Here is a 22,189-nt window from a genome sequence, read left to right as displayed (position 1 = left end):
AGCAGGGTGCTGCCTTCATTGTTAAGATGGCTCAGCATCCTGCATCTCTTTTTCGGCCCGGTGTTTTCTGGCGTATTCCGAAGGCGATACGCCATGTACCTGCTGAAAAGCCTTACGGAAATATTTCAGGTCTTCAAGCCCTACCAGCGTACATACCTCAAACACCCTGAGCTGGCTGGAGATGAGCAATTTAGCGGCCCGTCTCATCCGGATATCGTTAATAAATTCTACAACTGATTGCCCGGTAATGCTCTTGATTTTCCGGTAAAAAACCGACCGGCTCATGGCCATGGCCTTTACCAGCTCCTGGACTGAAAAATCAGGCTCCATCAGATTCTTTTCGACAATAGCCATGGCTGTTTCCAGAAACACCCTGTCGCCGTCCGGAATGCTGATGTCGGTGGGTTCCAGCAATATTTTCTGCTGATAATACTGCCGGATTTTTAAGCGGTTATACACCAGCGTATTGACTTTGGCGGTCAGCACATCGGGGTTAAACGGCTTGCTTATATATTCATCGGCCCCCAGCTCCAGCCCTTCAATCTCATGAATAACCGCCGCCCGCGCCGTCAGCAGCAGCACTGGGATATGCATGGTTTTAGGGTCTTGTTTTACTTTCTTACACAACTCAAGGCCGTCGCTTTGCGGCATCATGATGTCGCTGATGATCAGATCCGGTACAAGCCGGGTAGCTTTCTCCCAGCCTTCCAGGCCATCGGCGGCGGTATGTACGTCAAATTTTGCCGCAAACAGCTGCGTAATATACTCCCTGACATCGCTGTTATCTTCGACAATCAGCAGGCGCAGGCTAGCCGGCATCAGCACCGATGGGTCCACGATAAACGCGTGATCGGACGGTACAAGCGCCGCCGGCGACGGATACGCTTCCTGCGTCAGTAAATCAGCCGGTGTCAGGTGCTGCTTCCCGAAGGGGAGGCGTATGGTAAACGTAGTGCCGGCGTTGATCCGGCTCGTAAGCTGCACCTCGCCGCCATGCCGCTCAATAAACTGCTTTACCAGCGAGAGCCCGATACCGGTCCCGACCACCCGCATCGAGGCCGAGTGCGAGGCCTGATAATATACATCAAAGACTTTTTCCAGCTCTTCCGGTTTTATACCAACTCCTTCGTCCACAATCACGATTTCCAGAAAATTGGTCTGTAGTTTACGCTGCTCGTCATAACGGGCATCCTGCGACGGATCTCCGACGGCAACCACCCGCAGGTGTACGCCCCGTTCTGCCGGTGTGTATTTGAGTGCATTCGACAGCACATTGATGATGGCCACCTCAAGTTTGTTCCGGTCAAAATATACAGGCACAATAGCCGGCGGAACATCAATCGTATAGTGCAGCCGCTGTTCTTCTGCTTTCAGCTGAAACATCAGAAACAGCTCTGTCACAAACGGAATAATATCATGCTGCGAGGCCTGCAAGGTGATCTGCTGCGACTCCATCTTACGGAAGTCCAGTAGCTGGTTAATAAGCGACAGCAACCGGCGGGTCTGCTGGTGAACGAGCAGCACCTTATCTTTCATGCCGTTGAATTTCCAGGCCGATGCCGCGAGTTCTTCCATCGGCCCCAGAATCAGCGTCAGTGGCGTACGGATTTCGTGCGATACGTGGGTAAAAAACTCCAGTTTGAGGTGGCTTAGCTCTTTTTCTTTTTCGTACTGAAAATGTTCGAAAGCCACCTTATTTTCCAGTGCCTGCTGCCGCAGCAGAATATGCCGGGCCAGCAGCAAAACGGTGATCAGCACCAGGGTGTAAATTGCGTAGGCCACCCATGTTTTCCACCAGGGCGGCAAAATCGTCAGTTGCAGTGTAGCGGGCTTATGTGTCCAGACGCCTTCACCATTATCGGCTTTTACCTGAAAGGTGTAATCACCGGCCGGTAAGTTGGTAAAACTGACCGTGCGCTGGTTGGCCGAAAGCGGAATCCATTTGTCATTATAACCGACCAGCTGATAGGCGTAATGGTTTTTCTGGGGATTGGCAAAATTCAGGCCGACAAATGAGACGGAAAAGTCATTTTCATTGTCCTTGATCTCCAGCCCCTGCGTGTGGTTAAGCGACTCCCGGACCAGTACCCTGCCGTTAATTTCCTGCCCGACATGAACCGGCTGGTTCTGAATGGCAAACCCCGTTAACTGCACAAAGGGCGGGTAAGGGTTCGACTGAATCAGGCAGGGCTTCAGAAAGGTAATGCCGTTGATGCCCCCGAAAAACAGCGTTTCGTCACTGGCCCGGCAGGCCGCCCCGATTTTAAACGAATTACTCTGAATACCGTCGGCAACATTATACCGCAGTACCCGGTGTGTGGCCGTATTCACGCGGATCAGGCCTTCGCTTCCCAGCCAGAGGTTACCTTCGTTGTCTTCCAGAATACTCTCTACATCGCTGTCGGGCAGCCATGACGTGCATCGGCTGACCACTTCCCGGCCATCTTTGCCGGTCACAATCCAGTGCAGACCACCGCCAATGGTGCCAACCCAGATAACGCCATGCCGGTCTTTGAGCAGGGGCCAGGCATAGTTAACCCGTAAACTGCCCGGATCATGCGTATCATGCTTAAACTGCCGGAGTACTTCAATTCTGTCAGGCCATACCTTCAGTTTCAGCACACCGGCATTCTGCGTACTGGCCCAAAGAATATTTGTGGGCTTATCATAGAGTAAGAATGTAAAGCGATCCGTTGGCAAGCCGCTATTCTGCATGGTATAGGTCGCCAGCACCTTGCCTTCATGATCCAGACGCGTCAGGCCATGATCAAAGGTAGCGGTCCAGATGGTACCAAATTTATCTTCGACTATACTTTCGACTTCCTTAAACAGATCACCCTGCGGATTATAGGTTGTGAACCGGACCTGCCCATGCCGGCGGCGCAGCGCAAGCAACCCGTCATTCTGCGTACCAAACCACAGCGTACTGTCAGTATCCTGAAAAATGCAGGCAACATCCATACCGGTCACGTTTCCCGGCAACGGGCGGCTGAAATAATTCTGATACACCTTGTGCGTAAGGTCGTAGCTGGAAATTCCGTTGCGGGTAGCAATCCAGAGCAGGTTTCTGGCATCTTCCTTATACAAGGCATTGATGTAATTATTGGCCAGCGTAGGCTGCTGGCTTGGCTGGCGGGACAGGTGCCCGAACGGCTTTTGGCGCAGATCAATTTTGTTGAGTCCGCCTGCCGACGCCGCCAGCCAGAGCACCTGAAACCGGTCTTCAAAAATGCAGTGAATCCGGCCGGAGTTAATACTGAACGGATCGGTATCCAATGGCAAATAGGTTGTTACTTTATCGGTCACAAGAGGCGTTTTGCCTTCCTGCACCTGTACCGGCAGCATCAATAAACCGAAATTGGTCCCAATCCACAACCGGCCGAACGAATCCCGGTGCAGACAGTCGATACTGCGGAACGTCTGCGGCAACACAAAAGGATCAACAACCTGTTTGGCCCGCGTACCGGCCGGCATCCACATGACCTGGCTATCGGTCGCTACCCACAAGCCATTCCGCCGGTCAGGTGCCAGGGCCCGTACATATTTTCCGGTAAATGCAGTAACTACACCGGCCACTGCATCGGGCTGCCTGGCAGGTATGGTAAAAAGCCCGTCTCTTGCCGCTGCAATCCAGACCGTGCCCGCCTTATCAATAATGAGATCCGTGGTTTCACAAAAACGGCTTCGGGGCGTGGCCAGTTTAATCTGCTTAATCCACTGCACCTCGCCGTTCGTACCCGCCTGAACAATAAACACCCCATGCTGCCTGGTTCCGGCCCATACACGTCCCTGGTTATCCACCGCCAGCGCCGCAATTTCAGACTGGTTTACCAGTTGCAGGAGGTCGCTGCCTGACGTACCGGGTTTCATGTGTAAACACATAAACCGGTCCTGATTCAGGTTATAAACATTCAGGCCGCCGCCTTCCGTACCCGCCCATAACGTTCCTTCCGGACTGACATGCAGCGACCGCACACGGTTATTAGAAAGCCCGTTTTCATTATCAATCGGCAGCAGATAGGGTTTTATTTCGTAGCCGTCATAGCGGTCAATGCCTTTATTGGTAGCCACCCAGATAAACCCCTGCTGGTCCTGAACAACTGCCATAGCATCGCTGTGCGACAATCCTTCATTAACCGTAAGGTGTTCAAACCGGAACTGTACCGGATCCGTCTGGGCAAATCCACATATATACAGCCCTGAAAAGAAAAGAATAACGATCAGCCTACAAGTAAACATTTTTTCCATATATGGTGAGTAATCGTCAAGTGGATAAATGTAACTGACTATGAACCTAATAAATCGTTAACGGCCTGTGCGTTTATTTCTTTTAAAAGCTACCGGAGTGGTCATTTTACCCCCCTATATTGATCATTTAGCCCCTCGCCTAATTGTGTTATACCAACATAAATTTGCAATAACCCCTGCGAAACAAATTCAGTCAAATTAAATCTATCTATCCTCCTTCTTCAACACATCCCTTCTCTGATAATACCCGACAGCAAGTGCAACATCCGGCACACCATATCTGAAGACATCCATACCAGTCTCTTGAAAACAGTTTCTTATACCCAGTACCAGTTAATTAATACCAAAACAAAGCTTATGCAAAAAACATGTACATGCCAGAGGGTCTTGCCGACCCGCAGAAATGGCGCCTCTTCACATGCCCCGGCTTCATTACGGCTCATGGCACGCGCTCTGTTTCTGTTTTTGCTGCTTACGTCAGTGGGGGCATTTGCGCAGACGAAGATTTCCGGTAAGGTCGTTGATGCACAAGGAATCGCACTGCCGGGGGTAAGTATTGTCATTAAAGGCACATCAGTAGGCACCATTTCGTCAGCGCAAGGTACCTACTCGCTGAATGTACCGAACCGGAGTGGTACGCTGGTCTACTCGTTCATCGGCTTCACTACGCAGGAGATTCCGATGAATGGCCAGACAGAAATCAACGTCACGCTGGCATCTGATGACCGGATGCTGAATGAAGTAGTGGTGGTTGGTTACGGCGAACAGAAAAAGGAAACCGTAACCGGTGCGGTAGCCACCGTCAAGGGCGGTGACCTCGTAAAATCACCGGCCGTGAACCTGAGTAACTCCATTGCCGGCCGGATGCCAGGCGTTATTGCCACCAATGCAAGCGGTGAGCCTGGTTATGACGGATCGGCTATCCGGATCCGTGGCTCAAACACGCTCGGGAACAATGATGCGCTCATCGTTATTGACGGTGTTCCGGCACGGGCCGGTGGTATTGACCGCCTGAACCCGAACGATATCGAAAGCATTTCGGTCCTGAAAGATGCCTCAGCAGCCATCTATGGTTCACGGGCAGCCAACGGGGTTATCCTCGTGACGACTAAACGCGGCAAGACAGGAAAACCAGAAATTTCATATAGCTTCAACCAGGGCTTTTCGCAGCCAACCGTTATCCCGAAAATGGCTTCAGCGGCACAATATGCTGAGCTGAACAACGAAATTAACCTCTATAACCTGCCGTCGCAGTACTGGAAAGATGCATCCGCAGCCTTTAAGGCAACAGGCAGCTATACCCGCCCCGACAACGGCGCCATTGCTAAAGCGGCCTTTACGCCGGATGACATCAAAAAATTCCAGGACGGTTCAGACCCGTGGGGCCACCCGAATACCGACTGGTTTGGGGCAGCACTGAAAACATGGTCGCCTCAGACACGTCACACGCTGCAGTTAGTCGGTGGCGGCGAAAATATCAAATACCTCGCTTCGGCTAACTACCAGAATCAGGATGGGTATTACAAAAACTCGGCAACCGGCTACAAGCAGTATGACTTCCGCCTCAATCTGGACGCTAAAGTCAACAAATACATCAATACGGTTGTCGGCGTAGTAGGTCGTCAGGAAAACCGTTTTTTCCCAACGGTCGATGCCGGGTCTATTTTCCGGATGCTGATGCGCGGTTATCCGAATAAGCCTGCGTTCTGGCCGAATGGTCTGCCGGCTCCGGACATCGAAAACGGTCAGCAGCCCGTACTGGTGACTACCAGCGCAACCGGCTACAATAAAGATACCCGGTATTATGTGCAGAGCAACGCCAGTGTGAATATTACCAACCCATGGGTACCAGGCCTGAAGTTTACCGGCAGCGTTGCCCTTGATAAATACATCCAGCAGGGGAAAACCTGGCAGACACCATGGTATGTATACAGCTGGGATTATACCTCATACGATGCCAACAAGCAGCCGATTCTGCAGAAAGTAGCGAAAGGTCCGGCGCAGGCAACCCTGAATCAATACACAAACGATCAGTTCAACTCACTGTTGTCAGGCATCCTGTCCTACGATCACACCTTTGCGGGTAACCATGCCATCACGTTGTTAGCCGGTATTACGCAGGAGCGCGCCAACTCAAACGGCTTCTCGGCTTATCGTAAATATTTCGCGTCAACCGCCATTGATCAGCTCTTTGCGGGTGGTAACGCCGAGAAAAACAGCAACACAACCGCCGCCTGGGAACGCGCGCGGATGAGCTATTTCGGCCGGGCCGGTTATAACTACAAAGAAAAGTACCTCGCCGAATTCCTGTGGCGGTATGACGGTTCGTATATGTTCCCTGCGGCCAGCCGCTGGGGCTTCTTCCCCGGCGTAACAGCCGGCTGGCGTATCTCGGAAGAAAGTTTCTTCAAGAAGAGCGTACCAGCTATCAGCTCACTGAAACTACGGGCGTCATGGGGTCAGCTGGGTAACGATCAGGTGTATTTCAATGGCTCCCTGCGTGAATACGATTACCTGCCAACCTATGCCTACGGCGACGTAGTGAACTCCAGCTGGGGTTATGTAATGGGTGGTCAGGTAGCGCAGACACTGTATGAAAACGGTGTACCGAATACAACCCTGACCTGGGAAGTGGCCAACAACTCAGACATCGGTCTGGAAGGCTCGGCGCTGAACGGCAAGATTTTCTTCGAATTCGACGTATTCCAGAACAAGCGCTCAAACATCCTGTGGCGGAAAAGTGCTTCTATTCCGCAAACAACAGGTATGACCCTGCCGGCAACCAACATCGGTAAGGTGACTAACAAAGGCTATGAATTCCGGGTGGGCTACAACGGTCAGGCCGGCCAGCTGAAGTATAGCGTCAGCGTGAATGGCGGTTACGCGAAAAACCAGATTACGTTCTGGGACGAAACACCGGGCGCTCCGGAATGGCAGCGGTCAACCGGCAAGCCGATTCCGACCAACGTAAACGACCCGAATCAGGCAAACGGTACACTGATGTACCAGTATGACGGTATCTTCTCGACACAGGCCGACATTGACGCCAACAAGGTAGATTACAGCGGTGTAGGTGCCAGCGTACTGCGTCCCGGCGATATGCGCCTGAAAGACATCAACGGCGATGGTAAAATCAATGGTGACGACCGCGTGCGGGCCGACCGCAACAACCAGCCTCGTTTCCAGGGTGGTCTTAACGCCAACCTGCGCTGGAAAAACTTTGACCTGAGCTTACTCTTCCAGGCATCAACCGGCGGACAGATCTTCCTGCAGACTGAATCAGGTACGATCGGTAACTTCCTGCAATGGAGCTATGACCACCGCTGGACCGTTGACAACCCAAGCACCAAGGATCCGCGTATTGTTGACCGGAGCAATCAGTACTTCTCAAACGGCAATACCTACTGGCTGAAAAGCACAGACTACATCCGTCTGAAAAACCTGGAATTTGGTTATACGCTGCCAACCGCTTTATCCAGCCGGATTGGCCTGAATAACCTGCGGGTTTATGTCAGCGGCCTGAACCTGCTCACGTATTCACCGACAATGAAGGGCCTTTTCGACCCGGAATCAACCAGCGGCAGTGCACAGTACTACCCGCAGTCGCGTCTGTTAAATACCGGCCTGTCAGTTAGTTTCTAAACGATCCATCTGAATCTTATGAAGAATATTATTATAAATTATTGTTTGTTGCTTCTGGTCGTAGCAGTAACCCTTAACGCCTGTAACTCTGACTTTCTGAACACAAAGCCGCTTGACAAAGTATCCGGCGATGCGGTTTGGGGAGATCAGGCACTTTCGGAAGCCTTTATTAACGACGTCTATAACGGAATCCGGGACGGGATTCTGGATCAGATGAGTATGGACTGCCAGACCGACAACGCGCTGTACAGCTTCGGTAAACAAGATGTGAACGAAGCCAACGTAAGTCCGTCAAACTTAGGTAATATCAAGAATACGATGGAGTGGAGTAACATGTACCAGCGTATTCGTGCCGCCAATATTGCCCTCGCTAATTTAGCGAAACCTAAATTTGATAATAAGACCGTTTCTGACCGCATGAAAGGCGAAATGTATTTCCTGCGTGGTTATTATTACAATCAGCTGGTGCGTTACTACGGTGGTGTTCCGATCATTAAATCAGCCTATACGCTGGATAATCCGGACTTTGGTATCGCTCGTAATACCTACGAAGAATGTGTGAATGCGATTGTCAGTGATCTGGACTCTGCTGCCTTACTGCTTCAGGGGAAAACGCTGGATGCCGGCCGTGCCACACAGGGAGCCGCCATGGCGCTCAAAGCCCGTGTCCTGCTCTATGCTGCCAGCGACCTGCACGACATTCCGACGGCTAAAGCGAAATCAAGCATTATTGCCGGCTTCAGTAAACCTGAATTGCTGGGCTACACCAGCGGCGACCGCAAAACACGCTGGCAGAAAGCCAAAGACGCCGCTAAAGCGGTTATGGATCTGAATAAGTACGGGTACAAACTGAATATGACCAGTCCGACAACCGCCGCCGACGGTCAGCAGAATTACATCAACCTGTACCTCTCGCGCAACGGCGGTGAAACCGACGGTATTTTCCTGAAGTATTACATCCGGGCTTCTCCTGATGACTGGGGCTCGTGGTATCCGCGCAATAACATGCCGAACGGCTATCATGGCTGGACATCCAGCCAGCCAACCCAGCAGCTGGTCGATAGCTATGAGATGATGGATGGTACTAAATTTGACTGGAACAACCCGGCTCACGCAAGCTCACCTTACGAAAATCGTGACCCTCGTTTCTACGCATCTATCCTGTATGACGGCGCGCAGTGGAAACCACGTACGCCGGACGGAGCCGGTATTGACCCGGCCGGTCAGATTCAGATGGGCTTCTATGAAGTCGGAACCGGTGGCGGGGCAACCACGCCTTATGCCGGTCTGGACACCCGCAACAGTACCATCGAAAACTGGAACGGTACGTGGACAGGCTATGGCATCCGGAAGTTCATGGATCCGGATCCAGCCCTGGTCGATATGAATATCCGTCAGGAAGTGCCTTCGATTCAGATCCGTTTTACCGAGGTTGTGCTGAACTACGCTGAAGCCTGTCTGGCACTGGGCGAAGAAGCCGAAGCCAAAACATGGATCAACCGGGTACGCTACCGCGTTGGTATGCCGGCCATTACAGAATCCGGCGCAGCGCTGGTTACCCGGTATCAGAATGAACGGAACGTCGAAATGTTGTTCGAAGATCAGCGTTTTTACGATGTCCGCCGCTGGATGATCGCTCCGACAGCACTGGGTAAACAGGCGAAGATTATTGTAATCACCGGTAAACTCAAAGCGGGGAAAACAGTAACCACCTATAAGTATAGCAAAGACAACTATACCTATAGCTACAGCGTTCAGGATCTGGGCACGGGCAAGGAAAACCGGAAGTGGGATGATAAAATCTACTTCCTGCCGATCAGCCGTGACGAAGTGAACCGGAATAATAAGTTAGTTCAGAACCCGGGATACAACTAATAATAGTATATTATGGGGTGGTTGGAGCGGGCATACTTTTTTGCCTGCTCCAACCACCCTATTTTTGTTGAATAGTAGTATACCCTAAGCTCATTATTTGTGAAACTCCGTATTTGTTCAGGCCTGTTGCTCATTGCGCTGGGCCTGGTTGGTTGTCAGTCCGCCGATAAATCATCCGATAATACATCGCCTCTTTTCACCTCTTTATCGCCGGAACAGACCGGTATTACCTTCGCCAACAACCTGACCGAAGGCGTTAATACCAATGTGCTGATATACGAATATTTCTACAATGGGGGCGGGGTTGCCGTTGGCGATCTGAACAACGACGGATTAGATGATATTTACTTCAGCGGCAACATGGTCCCGAATCAGCTGTATCTCAATAAGGGACAGATGAAGTTTGCTGACATAACCGGTGCGGCGGGTGTTGCCGGCCGCGAAGGTCCCTGGCGTACAGGCGTTTCGATGGCCGATGTCAACGCCGATGGCCGTCTTGACTTATTTGTCTGTTATTCAGGCAGCATGCCTCCCTTCAAACGTACACCTCAGCTCTTTATAAACGACGGGAACGACGCACAGGGCGTGCCGCACTTTTCGGACCAGACCATGGCATGGGGACTGGCTCTGCCCGGCCAGACCACACAGGCGACCTTCTTCGACTATGACCGTGACGGCGATCTGGACCTGTTTATGCTTAACCATAACCCGCGTTTATTGCCGGTATTAGACCCTGCGCCGACCGCGGCCCTGATGCAGCGCAGCAATCCGGAAATCGGCGTACGGTTGCTGCGGAATATGGGGAATCATTTTGATGACGTTACCGAAAAAGCCGGCATCAGCAGCTCGGTCCTGAGCTACGGTCTGGGTCTGGGTGTATCGGATTTTAATGGTGACGGCTGGCCGGATTTCTATATTTCCAACGACTACACCATCCCTGACTACCTCTACATCAATAACCACGACGACCGCGGCAACGGCCCGACGTTTACTAATCAGTTAAAATCAAGTATCCGGCACACGTCGCATTTTTCGATGGGTAACGACGTAGCTGACGTAAATAACGACGCCCGGCCCGATATTTTTACCCTTGACATGCTTCCTGAAGATAACCGGCGGCAGAAACTCTTGATGGCACCGGATAACTACGACAAGTTTAACCTTGCCGTTTCGTCAGGATTCCATTACCAGCATATGCGCAACATGCTGCAACTCAACGTCGGGACAGAACCGGTGGCCGGAAAGCCCGGCAATACGCCTTTATTTGCCGAAGTAGGGCAGATGGCAGGCATTTCAAATACCGACTGGAGCTGGTCGCCCTTGCTGGCCGACTACGATAACGACGGCTGGAAGGACTTGTTTATCTCCAATGGCTATGTCCGCGATTACACCAATCAGGACTTCCTGAAGTACATGACCGACTACATGCAGAACCGTCCGGCCAACTTCAGCCGCGAGGATGTGCTGGAACTGGTCCATAAAATTCCAGCGTCGAATGTACTCAACTATATGTTCCGTAATCTGGGCGCCGACTCATCCGCTCAGGTTCGCTTCGAGAATGTAGGACAAGCCTGGGGCCTGAATCAGGCATCGAACAGCACAGGCGCCGCCTACGCCGACCTCGACAACGACGGTGATCTGGACCTGATTGTGAATAATACCAACCAGCCCGCCTTTGTTTTCCAGAATGAAACCAACCGCGAGCGCAAACACCACTACCTGTCCATCAAACTGGTGGGTATGGGCGGCAATACCCAGGGTATCGGGGCGAAAGTAACGGCTTATCAGGCAGGTAAACAGCAATACATTGAGCAGATGCCGATCCGTGGTTATCAGTCCAGCGTTTCGCCGCGGATGCACCTCGGTCTGGGCAGTAACCCGGCCATTGACTCCCTGCGGATTGTCTGGCCAGGCAGCGGGAAACAGCAAGTACTCAAAAACGTAAAAGCCGACCAGTTGCTGACTTTGCAGGAAAAAGACGCACAGACTGTTTATCAGACGCCGGCAGGACCACAGCTAATCTTCGGCGAAATTAAATCACCGCTGGCCTATACCGATCCCGCCGACCCTTCTAACGACTTTAAACAGCAGATTCTGCTGGTAAATGCCCAGTCATTTAACGGCCCTGCCATGACCAAAGCCGACGTAAACGGCGATGGTCTGGAAGATGTTTTCGTGGGGGGTAATGCCGGACAGGCGGGCAGTTTATACATGCAGCAGCCGGATCATCAGTTCCGGAAACTACCGCAACCGGCGTTTGAAGCCAACAAAGGCGGACAGGATACGGACGCGCTTTTCTTCGATGCCAACGCCGACGGCTTTCCTGATCTGTACGTATGCAGTGGTGGCTACGGCACCCTCCAGCCTAATGACCCAAAACTACAGGACCACCTGTATCTAAATAACGGGAAAGGACAGTTTACGGCAAGCTCCGGTGCCTTGCCGGCCATGCTTACCAGTAAAAGCTGCGTCCGCGCCACCGACGTAAACGGCGATGGAAAGCCCGACCTGTTCGTCGGCGGACGGGTGGTGCCTGGCCGCTATCCGGAAACACCGCGCAGCTACCTGCTGATCAATAACGGCAAAGGGCAGTTTACCGACCAGACGGCCAAACTGGCGCCAATGCTGGCAAGCATCGGCATGGTTACCGATGCTGTCTGGACGGATCTGAACAATGACCGCAAAGCCGAGCTGGTTTTAGTAGGAGAGTGGATGCCGGTGACCGTCCTCGGCTGGGCAAACAACCAGCTTACTGACCAGACGAATACCTATTTTGACAAGCCATATCGGGGCTGGTGGAATACGCTGCAAGTTGATGACCTTAACGGCGACGGCCGGCCGGATCTGGTTGTGGGCAACCACGGTATGAATGCCCAATGCCGGGCCAGTGATAAGGAGCCTGCCGAGCTGATTTACAAGGACTTTGATAAAAACGGCAAGGTTGACCCTATTCTGTGCTTTTACATTCAGGGCAAAAGCTATCCGCACCCTACCCGCGATGAGCTGCTTGAACAGGTTGGTATGCTGCGCCACCGGTTTACGAATTACGACAGCTACTCGAATGCTACACTAACCGATGTTTTCACCAGCGACGAGCTGAAAGACGCCTCGAAATTAACCGCCAATGAGCTCCGGACAGTTTGCTTTATGAGCAGTACGGCCGGTAAACTGACTGAGAAGCCCTTGCCGCTCGCAGCCCAGGTATCACCGGTATTTACGATTACACCGCTGGATTACGATCAGGACGGCCATAAAGATTTGCTGCTGTGTGGTAACACCAATCAGGTACGGCTGCGCTTCGGCCGATCTGATGCGAACTACGGGGTGTTGCTCAAAGGCGACGGGCGGGGCGGTTTTGCGGCCATTCCGCAGACACAAGCTGGTTTCCGGCTAACGGGCGATGTGCGGCGTGTTTTACGTGTCGGCAATACGTTGTTGTTTGGCATCAATCAGCAGCCGATCCGCGCCTATCAGCTTCAGGCTCCGGTACAGCGGCCGTTACTGTCACAGGCGAAGCGATAGACGGTTACACTTTCTATAAAAAAGCCCGGTACGGAAGCTGGTACCGGGCTTTTTATATTTTAGACTGATTACAACTACATCTCCAGAAAGGCCTTCCGGCGTTTCGGCTCGAAGCGCTCAATGGCATAGCGAAGAGTTGTGCGGGGCATCTGGTGGACATGATCGGTCAGAAACTCTTCCAGCGCCAGTTCGTCTTTTTTGCCCGCCTCACGCAACATCCAGCCAACCGCTTTGTGAATGAGGTCATGCCGGTGGGGCAATAACTGTTCAGCCAGTGCAAACGTGTCAGCAAACTGCCCTTTGCGAATGAATGTCAGCGTTGAAACCATCGCTATCCGCTGGCTCCAGAGGTGATTTTCAGCGGCTAATTCATACAGTACCGACCGGTCATTCTGAAGCAGATAGCCCCCCACAATCGTCGGGCAGGTAACATCAACCAGATCCCAGTTATTGATAAACTGCCGGTGTTCGAGGTAGCTCATATAAATCGCTTCTTTGCCATACGAACTCGTTGTCCGGCTGCGGAACTGATTCACCCAGATGACCAGCCCTACCATCCGGCATTCGTGGTATTCGTCCTGTACAAGTTTCTCCACTTCAGTGAATGCTAAATCCGCAAACTGATAGGCAATCTGGCGCTGCTGAGGCATTGTCAGTCCCAGAAACTGGTCACCTTCACCATACTGACCGGAGCCTGTTTTAAAAAAACGGGCAAGAAGCACAGCCCGTTCCGGCTGCATCAGGTCAAAAATTGTTTCTTTAACGTGTTCTGCCGTCATGAATTTCCCGAACTTATTCGACAATGGCTTGTTATCACAGCAAAAGTAACAAGTCAGGTACAGATTAATTCATAGATTGGGGTCTTTACTGAAACATGGACAATTTTGACAGTCATCCGATAACGGATCAGACCATTCTGATTATCGTCGGAACAAACCGCCGTAATTCACTTTCCCGACAAATTGCTGATTATTACCATAGCCTGCTGACTACCTATCACGCCGATAGCGTGATTATGGACCTCAGCGGCCTGCCTGCTGATTTTACATCATCAGCCTTATACGAAAACACGGGTAAGAACCCTGCCTTTAACCGCTTTAAAGATGTTGTTGAGAAGGCGCACAAAATGGTGTTTATCGTTCCCGAATACAACAATTCTATTCCGGGCGTATTGAAGTCATTTATCGACGGTATGAGTTATCCGAGCGGGCTGGCGAATAAAAAAATGGCGCTGGTAGGGCTCTCTGCGGGTCACCAGGGAGGAGCGCTGGCGCTTAGCCACCTGAATGACATTTTCAGCTACCTGGGGTCTAATACGCTGGCATTACGGATAAAACTAGCCCAGATCCGGTCATACTGGAAGGATAACCGGCTGGAACATGATCTGTATAACGAATTGCTGCATTCGCAGATGAAGCAGTTTATTGCTTTCTGACCAGGCTAAAAAAGAACAGGAGCCAGTGCTTACCGCCCGGCTCCTGTTACCCGCTACTCTCTGTTTTACCCGCTACGTTAATCTTATTAATCATTGAGCCGGATCCGGATCAACTCATGATCCGGAACGAGCATCATATCGTGCAACACGGCCTTATGTCTTAAATAAGCCGGTGTATCCATATCAAAATCCTGATAACGGCCCTTCGCCTGAATAAACAAACCCAGCATACGCTGAATCTGTTCATTTGCCTCCTGTTTATCTTCAGGTACAAATACATCACTCAGAACAGGCTCCGGCGGTGCAACGTTCCCTTTCGGCGACGGCTGTGGTACATAAATTCTTGTACCACCGTTTGTATCGGTTACCGGTTGCTTCGTACCGGCTAATTCAATAACCGGATGCCCGTTAACCGGCTTCGGCTGCTGTGCGAGCGGTGCCGGCTCATGCATCATAACCGGAGCAGCTACCGGTTCAGCGATTGCCAGTTCTTCTTCTGCAACAGGTTCCGGCTCTGGCTCAGGTTCCGGCTCAACAACTATCGGTGTAACGGGGATAGTTATATCACCGTTTGTATCAAAACCAGCCGCAATCACCGTCACCCGCAGTTTAGGTCCCAGATTTTTATCAAAAATGGCACCCAGTTTAAACATACGGGCTTCAGAACCGATTTTCTCAATGATGTAATTGGCAATAACTTCCTGCTCATCGACAGTTGCCTCATACTCTTCGATTTCACTTGACGCAATCGTCAACAGAATCCGTTTCGCCCCGCGAATGTCACGGTCGTTCAGCAACGGCGAGTTGAGTGCATTCTGGATCGCCAGTAATGCACGGTCTTCACCTTCTGCTTCGGCCGCTCCCATTACAGATTGCCCTGCTTTTTCAAGGACCTTCTTCACGTCCATGAAGTCCGCATTGATATCACCACGGGTGGTTATGATCTCGGCAATACTTTTCACGGCCGTTGCCAATACGTTGTCAGCATGGGCAAATGCCTTACGCATAGGCAACTTACCATAAAGTTCGGCAAGTTTATCGTTAAGTACAACTAAAACAGTATCGCAGCTTTTCTTTAATGCCTCGATACCCCTCATTGCCTGCTCTTTTTTATCAAGGCCTTCATAGCGATTTGGTGCCGTTACGACTGCAACGGTCAGCAAACCCATTTCACGGGCCAGTTCGGCAATGACAGGAGCAGCGCCGGTACCGGTACCACCGCCCATACCGGCCGTGATAAACACCATTTTAATCGGCTCCCGCAACAGATTCCGTAGTTCCTCAATGCTGCTCAGCGCCGACTCTCGGCCGACTTCAGCATCGGTCCCGGCCCCAAGGCCCTGACCCAGCTGAATCCGTGTCTTTACAGGGCTGCTCAAAAGCGCCTGCCGGTCTGTATTACAGATGGCAAATTCAACGTCAGCTACGCCCATTTCGACCATGTGCTTAACCGCGTTGCTACCAGCGCCCCCCACTCCGATTACCTTAATAATCGGGAGATTATCATTTGGGATGTCAAATGTATATCCGTGATCCAGCATATATCAATAAAGGCGTAACCCTTTTATTTTAAGTGTTAATGTTCTGTCAAACATTTGACATTGTATTTCTTCTACTGTTATTCGTAGCGATCTGAGTCCGGATTATAGTTATCTCCCGTCAAAAAATCGCGTATCGCCCCAAAAAGCCCTCGCTTTGGTGGTTCTTTTGGTTTTTCCTTTGGTGTAGGTTTCGGAGTTGGCGTCACAATCCGCGGCGGCTCCTCTACAACAATACGGCCCGGATCACTGAAAAACGAGATCCGCTCGTCAACTTTCTTAAAGCCTGCCCATACCAGTCCTAACGCCGTCGCATAAGCCGGGTCACTGACCAGGTCAGCGCGGGAATTGCGTTCCAGCTGATCCGGATAACCGATGCGGATATCCATACCTGTAACACGGTTGAACACCCGCTCAATGCCTGGTGTTGCGGCTGTACCGCCTGTCAGTACAATTCCGCCGAGTAGTTTATGTTCGTAACCTGCCCGGATAATTTCAGCCTGAATAAGGGCCGCCAGTTCTTTCAGCCGCTCTTCAATAATAATTGACACGTTTTTCAGCAACACATCCTTTGGCGGCCGGTTTACCAGCCCCGGCACCGAAACAACCTCATTGAACTTGTAGTCGGTGGGATCGGCTGTTCCGAATTTAGTTTTCAGGATTTCAGCCTGGTTAGGCAGTACTTTACATCCCATCTCAATATCATCGGTCAGGCTACGGCCTGCCCACGGCAGAACGGATACAAACCGAAGCACATTCCGGTGATATATAGCGATATCGGTTGTTCCCCCGCCAATATCTACCAGAGCAACTCCTGCCCGTTTTTCATCCTCTGTCAGTACGGCCATTCCGGAGGCCAGCGGTGAGAGCAGAATCTGCTCGCGCTGTAGCCCACCCGAAGCTCTTTCCAGGCACTTACGAACATTGATAGCGGCAGCTACAGGTGCCGTAATTATCTGAAATTCAGCACCTAACTTTACTCCATTCCGGCCGACAGGATCTTCAACGCCCGGTTCGTTATCAACTGTAAAGTCCATCGGCAGTACGTGCACGATTTCTTTACCGGGCGAAACAGGATTCCGGTACATATCACCTAACAGGTGATCAATATCCAGCGAGGTCACCTCGTCACCGGGGGAACTCCGCGTGATATTACCGTTTTGTTTTTTGGCTTCAATATCCTTACCGCTAAAGCCGACGTTGACGGCACCAATATCAATATCTGACTGGTTACCGGCTTCTTCAATCGCCCGGTTAATTGCTTCAACAGTTCTGTTAATATTAACGACAGCCCCTTTTGCAACTCCTTCCGACTCCACTCTACCAACACCTAAAACCTCAAGAGTTGCGTGATCTTTATGACGAACCATCCGCCCGGCAACGGCACAGATTTTTGTGCTGCCGATGTCGAGCCCTACCACGATCTTATCATCCATCAACGTTGTCATTCGCACACAATTTGGTTACGGTATTGAACATTTACCCGCTTATATCCTTCAGCATTCTTTAACGAAAGAACGTGTTTGTAAAATAATTTCAGCTTTTCCAGCTTCATCGGAACGTTCGTTGGCGGCCCCAGTTCAAACTGCTGGTTGCCATACTGAGGCCACATAATGATGTTACGCGCCTCATCGACCGATATTTCAGCTATTAACGCACGCCAAAAAGGATCCTCCTTGAGTGTAATCAGCAAATCTAATACTGGTTTACTCAATGAATCCTTTAACGCACTTCTGCGGCTAAAGTATGCTCCTTTCAAGAGCGGTACTCTGGCTGTATAATTCATCGAAACCGGAAACAAACTGCCGGCTTCGCTTACATAGTTACCGTCAATATACCCGTTGCTGCCGTTAAACGTTAAAACTCTCGCAACCGGTACAGGTTCAGTTATAGTGACTATTAAATTTCCGAAAAGGTCACGTGATACCTGACATTTTTCTATAAACCCGTGCTGCAGCAGCCGTTTTTCCAGTTTTCTAAAATCTATGCTACTGTATGGCTCCTCAACAATCTGGTCTGTACCCTGATTAGTTAAGTAGCCCATCACGTCACGTTTAGTGATAAACCGTCTGGCACTTTCGCCGGCAAATTCAATAACAATCGATTTGCAGACTTTCTGATCCTGCCTGATCTCCGTAAAAGCGATCAGAAAAAAAAGTGCAATTAATCCCGCTAAAGTGAACAAATAGCCTGGTTTTAGCTTAAATGTAGAAAACATCTGTAAATAAGCTAAGTAAGGAGTCCAATATTTTTATTTATTGGCTCGTTAATATATCCTTTAGATCTGGTAACATTTGATCTATATCCCCCGCGCCTATAGTCACTAAAAGGGATGGCTTTTCACCTTTTATGATCGTTAACAACTCATTTTTACCACATAGTTGTTTTGTCTCTGCGGTAATTTCAGCAAAGATAATAGCAGATGTAACGCCTTCAATTGGTAATTCCCGCGCAGGATAAATATCCAGTAAAAATACGCTGTCGGCAATTGACAGGCTTCGGGCAAAATCCACGGCAAAATCCCTTGTTCTCGAAAATAAGTGGGGCTGAAAAACAGCCGTCAGTTGCTTGTCGGGGTACAAGGCTTTTACCGATGATAAAAAGGCTTCGACTTCTGCCGGATGATGCGCATAATCGTCGATCAGTATGTGCGGGCCGTCCTGAATGATATATTCAAACCGCCTTTTCACTCCACGATAGGTACTTAATGCCTCACAGACAGTATCAGGTGCCACTCCCAATGTAAGGGCAACCGCACCAGCCGCAATTGCATTTTCGACATTATGAAATCCCGGCACAATCATTCTGATCTCCGGTATAACACCACCAGGATACACTAAATCGAATACAAACCGCGCATTATCAATACGCAGGTTCCGGCTCGTATAGTCCTCTTCGTGCAGGGAATACTCATAAACGGTTGCCTTTGTTTTATCTTTTAATGATAATCCTTTTTTCTGAAACAGAATACCTTCCGGCTCAATCTGGCTTACATAAGCACTGAATGATTCGAGAACTGCGTTTTCATTACCGTAGATATCCAGGTGATCTGCATCAGTCGATGTAACAACCGCAATATTCGGATATAAGGTCAGAAAAGATCGGTCAAACTCATCAGCCTCCACTACACAAACGACAGACTTCAGGTCATCAGTCGGTTCATTCAATAAGAAATTCGTGCCATAGTTCTGGGTAATACCACCCAGAAAAGCTGCACTGTTAACCTGCGCAACCTGAAGAATATGGGCGACCATTGACGAAGTTGTTGTCTTGCCATGAGTACCGGCAATTCCTACCGTCCGCATCTGACCAGCCAGCAAACCCAGCACCTGCGACCGCTTTTGCAGCGTAAATCCGTTTGCGGTTAAATAGATCAGTTCCTGATGTGTTTTCGGAATAGCAGGCGTGTAAATTACCAGCGTTTCGTCAGGGTTTGCCAGAAAATGAGCAGGAATTAACGTAATGTCATCCTCGAAGTGAATCGACATTCGTTCTTCCTGCAAGGTTTTTGTTAAGGCGGTCGGCGTCCGGTCATACCCGGCAACTTCGAAGCCGTTAATACCAAACCAACGGGCTAAGGCACTCATCCCGATCCCGCCAATTCCAAGGAAATAAACGTATTTAATTGTATCCAGACTCATTTGGCTAATTTGATTACCTCCTCCGCAATTTCGCGTGCAGCGTTTGGTTTACCTAATTGCTTGATATTATTCTTTAACTCAGCGCATTTGGTACTATTACCCAGCAATTGAATTGTTTCTGTCACCAGTTCTGTACGCGCAACTTGATCTTTGACAAGCAGGGCCGCATTTAGTTCAACCAGACTCATGGCATTTTTTGTCTGATGATCTTCTGCTGCCGTTGGCAACGGTACCAGAATGGCTGGCCGGCCAACCAGACACAGCTCTGAAACCGACAAAGCACCAGCCCTTGAGACGACAACATCCGCAACCGCATAGGCTTTATCCATCTCATAGATAAAGTCGTACGGCTTGATCAGACTGGTACCCGCATCCGTAACTGCTTTGCGGGCCCGGTCGATAAAACCGGTTCCGGTTTGCCAGAGTACCTGTATTCCGGCATTTACAAAGGCAGATAACCCCTGTTCTATACTTTCGTTCAGGGTTCTTGCGCCCTGGCTTCCGCCGATTACCAGCACCGTTGGCTTATCCGCGCTAAGGCCAAAAAACTGCCGGCCGGCATCAAGCTGCTGGTCGGCAAACTGAATATCTTTCCGTACCGGATTGCCGGTTACTTTGATTTTACCCGCTGCGAAAAACGCATCCATTCCAGGATAGGCGACACAAATCCGTTTGGCCCAGCGTGCCAGCGCCTTATTGGTTAATCCGGCATATGAATTCTGTTCCTGAATCAGTGTCGGAATACCGGCTAATGATGCCGAGAGTAGTACCGGTCCGCTGGCATAACCGCCGACTCCGACCACGACATCAGGTTTGAAGTCACTGACTATGGACTTTGCTTTAAGTAAACTCCTTCCTAATTTGACGGGGAAAACCAGATTAGTAACTGTCAATTCTCGCTTTATACCTACAACCGGCAATCCTATAATCGAATATCCGGCTTTAGGTACTTTCTCCATCTCCATTTTCCCCTCGGCGCCGACGAACAGGATTTCCGTTGACGGGTCAATGTATTTCAGCTCGTTGGCAATAGCAATGGCAGGATAAATATGACCACCGGTACCGCCTCCGCTTATGATTACTCTCATGCGCTTGCTATGGTTTGTCGCTGAATCAGCTGTTTAAATTTTACTTTCATCCACTTCATCACGGCTCACGCTGATCACAATGCCGATTGCGATGCCGGTGAAAATCAATGACGTTCCCCCCATACTTAACAGGGGGAGCGGCTGTCCTGTAACCGGAACTAACCCGACGGCTACAGCCATATTTACCATAGCCTGCAAAACTAAACTAAATGTTAGTCCTGCGGATAATAATCCGCCAAAAGGACGTGTACTTATCCGCATAGCCCTCATCCCGCGGGCCAGCAGCCAGACGTAGGCCGCTACTGTGAGTAACCCTCCCCAAAGGCCATATTCCTCAACAATAATGGCAAAAATAAAATCGGAGTAGGGGTGAGGCAATGTATTACGCTGATGGCTGCGTCCCGGACCCTGTCCTTGAATGCCGCCGTTTGCCAGCGCGATAAAGGATTGATGGCTCTGAAAAAGCTGTCGTTTGGCTTCCGCACTCTCCTCCTTGCTCATCCGCTTGTTGGTCTCGCCGAAAAACGTTTTCACACGGTTGATCGCAGTTGGTAAACGCTGACCGACAGCCAGCGCAATACCGCCGACCACAATACAAAAGGCGACCATGCCCATCAGGTAGGTGAACGGAACACGGCCGATAAACATCAGCAGAAAACAGGTTGCGCCCAGCAGCAAGGCCGTTGAGGTATTGGTCAGGATAATGAGCGCACAGATAATTCCGATCCAGCCGATCATATTGACCAGTACTTTAGGTTCGTATTTTACCCGCTGCCGTTTCGCCAGCATAGCCGCCAGGTTGGCAATCAGCGCCAGTTTGGCTAAATCCGAGGGCTGAAATGTCTGATTAATGATCGGAATGGTAATCCAGCGCGAGGCGTCATTGGCATTTACACCTTTAAAATAAGCCCATAAAAGCAGCGGAACCGATAGCCACATCCCGAACTTTGACAGCCTTGCATAATAGACATAGTTGACTTTATGAGCAAAGTACATACACACCAGCCCCAGGATTACCAGTGCGGAATGCTTCAACAGATACGATTCTGTATTACCCTGCATTTTCTGAAAAGCAATCGTCCCCGTTGCACTATATACGACCAGCACACTCATGATAGACAGGAACAGTACAATCCACCAGATCTGGCGATCGCCCTTCAGGTTAAATTTCAACCAATCTCCGATTGAGAACGTCATACG

At 50.4% G+C, this 22,189-nt stretch carries 12 protein-coding genes; 4 read left to right on the top strand and 8 right to left on the bottom strand.

What is annotated here, in order from left to right; translation table 11 throughout:
• Positions 1 to 21: 21 nt before the first annotated feature.
• Complete coding sequence (locus tag AC23NW_RS18720; RefSeq protein ID WP_487451207.1) at positions 22 to 4,248, bottom strand: hybrid sensor histidine kinase/response regulator transcription factor; 4,227 nt, start codon at positions 4,246 to 4,248, stop codon at positions 22 to 24.
• Positions 4,249 to 4,689: 441 nt separating this feature from the next.
• Here AC23NW_RS18720 and AC23NW_RS18715 point away from each other — a divergent pair, with 441 nt between their 5' ends.
• The 3 genes from AC23NW_RS18715 (at position 4,690) to AC23NW_RS18705 (ending at position 13,287) form a co-directional block, all read left to right on the top strand.
• Positions 4,690 to 7,890 (top strand): SusC/RagA family TonB-linked outer membrane protein, encoded by a 3,201-nt coding sequence (locus tag AC23NW_RS18715; protein WP_487451205.1) that lies wholly within the window; start codon positions 4,690 to 4,692, stop codon positions 7,888 to 7,890.
• A gap of 18 nt (positions 7,891 to 7,908) precedes the next feature.
• On the top strand, positions 7,909 to 9,765 hold the full coding sequence (locus AC23NW_RS18710) for a RagB/SusD family nutrient uptake outer membrane protein (protein ID WP_487451204.1): 1,857 nt from the start codon (positions 7,909 to 7,911) through the stop codon (positions 9,763 to 9,765).
• A 99-nt stretch (positions 9,766 to 9,864) separates the two neighbouring features.
• Complete coding sequence (locus AC23NW_RS18705; protein ID WP_487451202.1) at positions 9,865 to 13,287, top strand: VCBS repeat-containing protein; 3,423 nt, start codon at positions 9,865 to 9,867, stop codon at positions 13,285 to 13,287.
• A 74-nt stretch (positions 13,288 to 13,361) separates the two neighbouring features.
• Here the strand turns inward: AC23NW_RS18705 and AC23NW_RS18700 are convergent, their stop codons facing one another.
• Positions 13,362 to 14,066, bottom strand: a complete 705-nt coding sequence (locus AC23NW_RS18700) for a DNA alkylation repair protein (RefSeq protein WP_487451201.1) — start codon at positions 14,064 to 14,066, stop codon at positions 13,362 to 13,364.
• 95 nt (positions 14,067 to 14,161) lie between these two features.
• On the opposite strand from AC23NW_RS18700, the gene AC23NW_RS18695 reads away from it, so the two are divergent.
• Positions 14,162 to 14,722 carry an NADPH-dependent FMN reductase gene (locus AC23NW_RS18695; RefSeq protein WP_487451199.1) on the top strand — a complete coding sequence of 187 codons (561 nt, stop codon included), beginning with the start codon at positions 14,162 to 14,164 and terminating at the stop codon, positions 14,720 to 14,722.
• An 86-nt stretch (positions 14,723 to 14,808) separates the two neighbouring features.
• Here the strand turns inward: AC23NW_RS18695 and ftsZ are convergent, their stop codons facing one another.
• From ftsZ to AC23NW_RS18665, 6 genes are all read right to left on the bottom strand, one after another.
• Positions 14,809 to 16,263 carry a cell division protein FtsZ gene (ftsZ, locus tag AC23NW_RS18690; RefSeq protein ID WP_487451197.1) on the bottom strand — a complete coding sequence of 485 codons (1,455 nt, stop codon included), beginning with the start codon at positions 16,261 to 16,263 and terminating at the stop codon, positions 14,809 to 14,811.
• Positions 16,264 to 16,340: 77 nt separating this feature from the next.
• Entirely contained in the window at positions 16,341 to 17,708 is a 1,368-nt protein-coding gene (gene ftsA / locus AC23NW_RS18685; protein ID WP_487451195.1) for a cell division protein FtsA, read from the bottom strand.
• The gene (locus AC23NW_RS18680; RefSeq protein WP_487451194.1) at positions 17,705 to 18,478 is read right to left on the bottom strand and encodes a cell division protein FtsQ/DivIB; all 774 of its coding nucleotides are present in this window, start codon (positions 18,476 to 18,478) and stop codon (positions 17,705 to 17,707) included. The genes ftsA and AC23NW_RS18680 overlap by 4 nt, the downstream gene beginning before the upstream one ends.
• Before the next feature lie 37 nt (positions 18,479 to 18,515).
• The gene (locus tag AC23NW_RS18675) at positions 18,516 to 19,901 is read right to left on the bottom strand and encodes a UDP-N-acetylmuramate--L-alanine ligase (RefSeq protein WP_487451192.1); all 1,386 of its coding nucleotides are present in this window, start codon (positions 19,899 to 19,901) and stop codon (positions 18,516 to 18,518) included.
• Positions 19,898 to 20,989: an undecaprenyldiphospho-muramoylpentapeptide beta-N-acetylglucosaminyltransferase gene (murG, locus tag AC23NW_RS18670; protein WP_487451190.1), complete on the bottom strand. Its 1,092-nt coding sequence runs from the start codon at positions 20,987 to 20,989 to the stop codon at positions 19,898 to 19,900. The genes AC23NW_RS18675 and murG overlap by 4 nt, the downstream gene beginning before the upstream one ends.
• 33 nt (positions 20,990 to 21,022) lie before the next feature.
• The gene (locus AC23NW_RS18665) at positions 21,023 to 22,186 is read right to left on the bottom strand and encodes an FtsW/RodA/SpoVE family cell cycle protein (RefSeq protein ID WP_293843673.1); all 1,164 of its coding nucleotides are present in this window, start codon (positions 22,184 to 22,186) and stop codon (positions 21,023 to 21,025) included.
• Positions 22,187 to 22,189: the final 3 nt, after the last annotated feature.

The sequence above is a fragment of the Arsenicibacter sp. R0_47 genome, assembly GCF_057652235.1.
The sequence above is the reverse complement of the archived record's forward strand: the minus strand, read 5'-3'. Positions and strand labels throughout refer to the sequence as shown.

Bases quoted from the DNA above. Each gene is read 5' to 3' on its own strand.
- AC23NW_RS18665 (WP_293843673.1), bottom strand. From the start codon at position 22,186: ATGACGTTCTCAATCGGAGATTGGTTGAAATTTAACCTGAAGGGCGAT.
- AC23NW_RS18695 (WP_487451199.1), top strand. From the start codon at position 14,162: ATGGACAATTTTGACAGTCATCCGATAACGGATCAGACCATTCTGATT.
- AC23NW_RS18700 (WP_487451201.1), bottom strand. From the start codon at position 14,066: ATGACGGCAGAACACGTTAAAGAAACAATTTTTGACCTGATGCAGCCG.
- murG (WP_487451190.1), bottom strand. From the start codon at position 20,989: ATGAGAGTAATCATAAGCGGAGGCGGTACCGGTGGTCATATTTATCCT.
- AC23NW_RS18715 (WP_487451205.1), top strand. From the start codon at position 4,690: ATGGCACGCGCTCTGTTTCTGTTTTTGCTGCTTACGTCAGTGGGGGCA.
- AC23NW_RS18675 (WP_487451192.1), bottom strand. From the start codon at position 19,901: ATGAGTCTGGATACAATTAAATACGTTTATTTCCTTGGAATTGGCGGG.
- AC23NW_RS18720 (WP_487451207.1), bottom strand. From the start codon at position 4,248: ATGGAAAAAATGTTTACTTGTAGGCTGATCGTTATTCTTTTCTTTTCA.
- AC23NW_RS18710 (WP_487451204.1), top strand. From the start codon at position 7,909: ATGAAGAATATTATTATAAATTATTGTTTGTTGCTTCTGGTCGTAGCA.
- ftsZ (WP_487451197.1), bottom strand. From the start codon at position 16,263: ATGCTGGATCACGGATATACATTTGACATCCCAAATGATAATCTCCCG.
- AC23NW_RS18680 (WP_487451194.1), bottom strand. From the start codon at position 18,478: ATGTTTTCTACATTTAAGCTAAAACCAGGCTATTTGTTCACTTTAGCG.
- ftsA (WP_487451195.1), bottom strand. From the start codon at position 17,708: ATGACAACGTTGATGGATGATAAGATCGTGGTAGGGCTCGACATCGGC.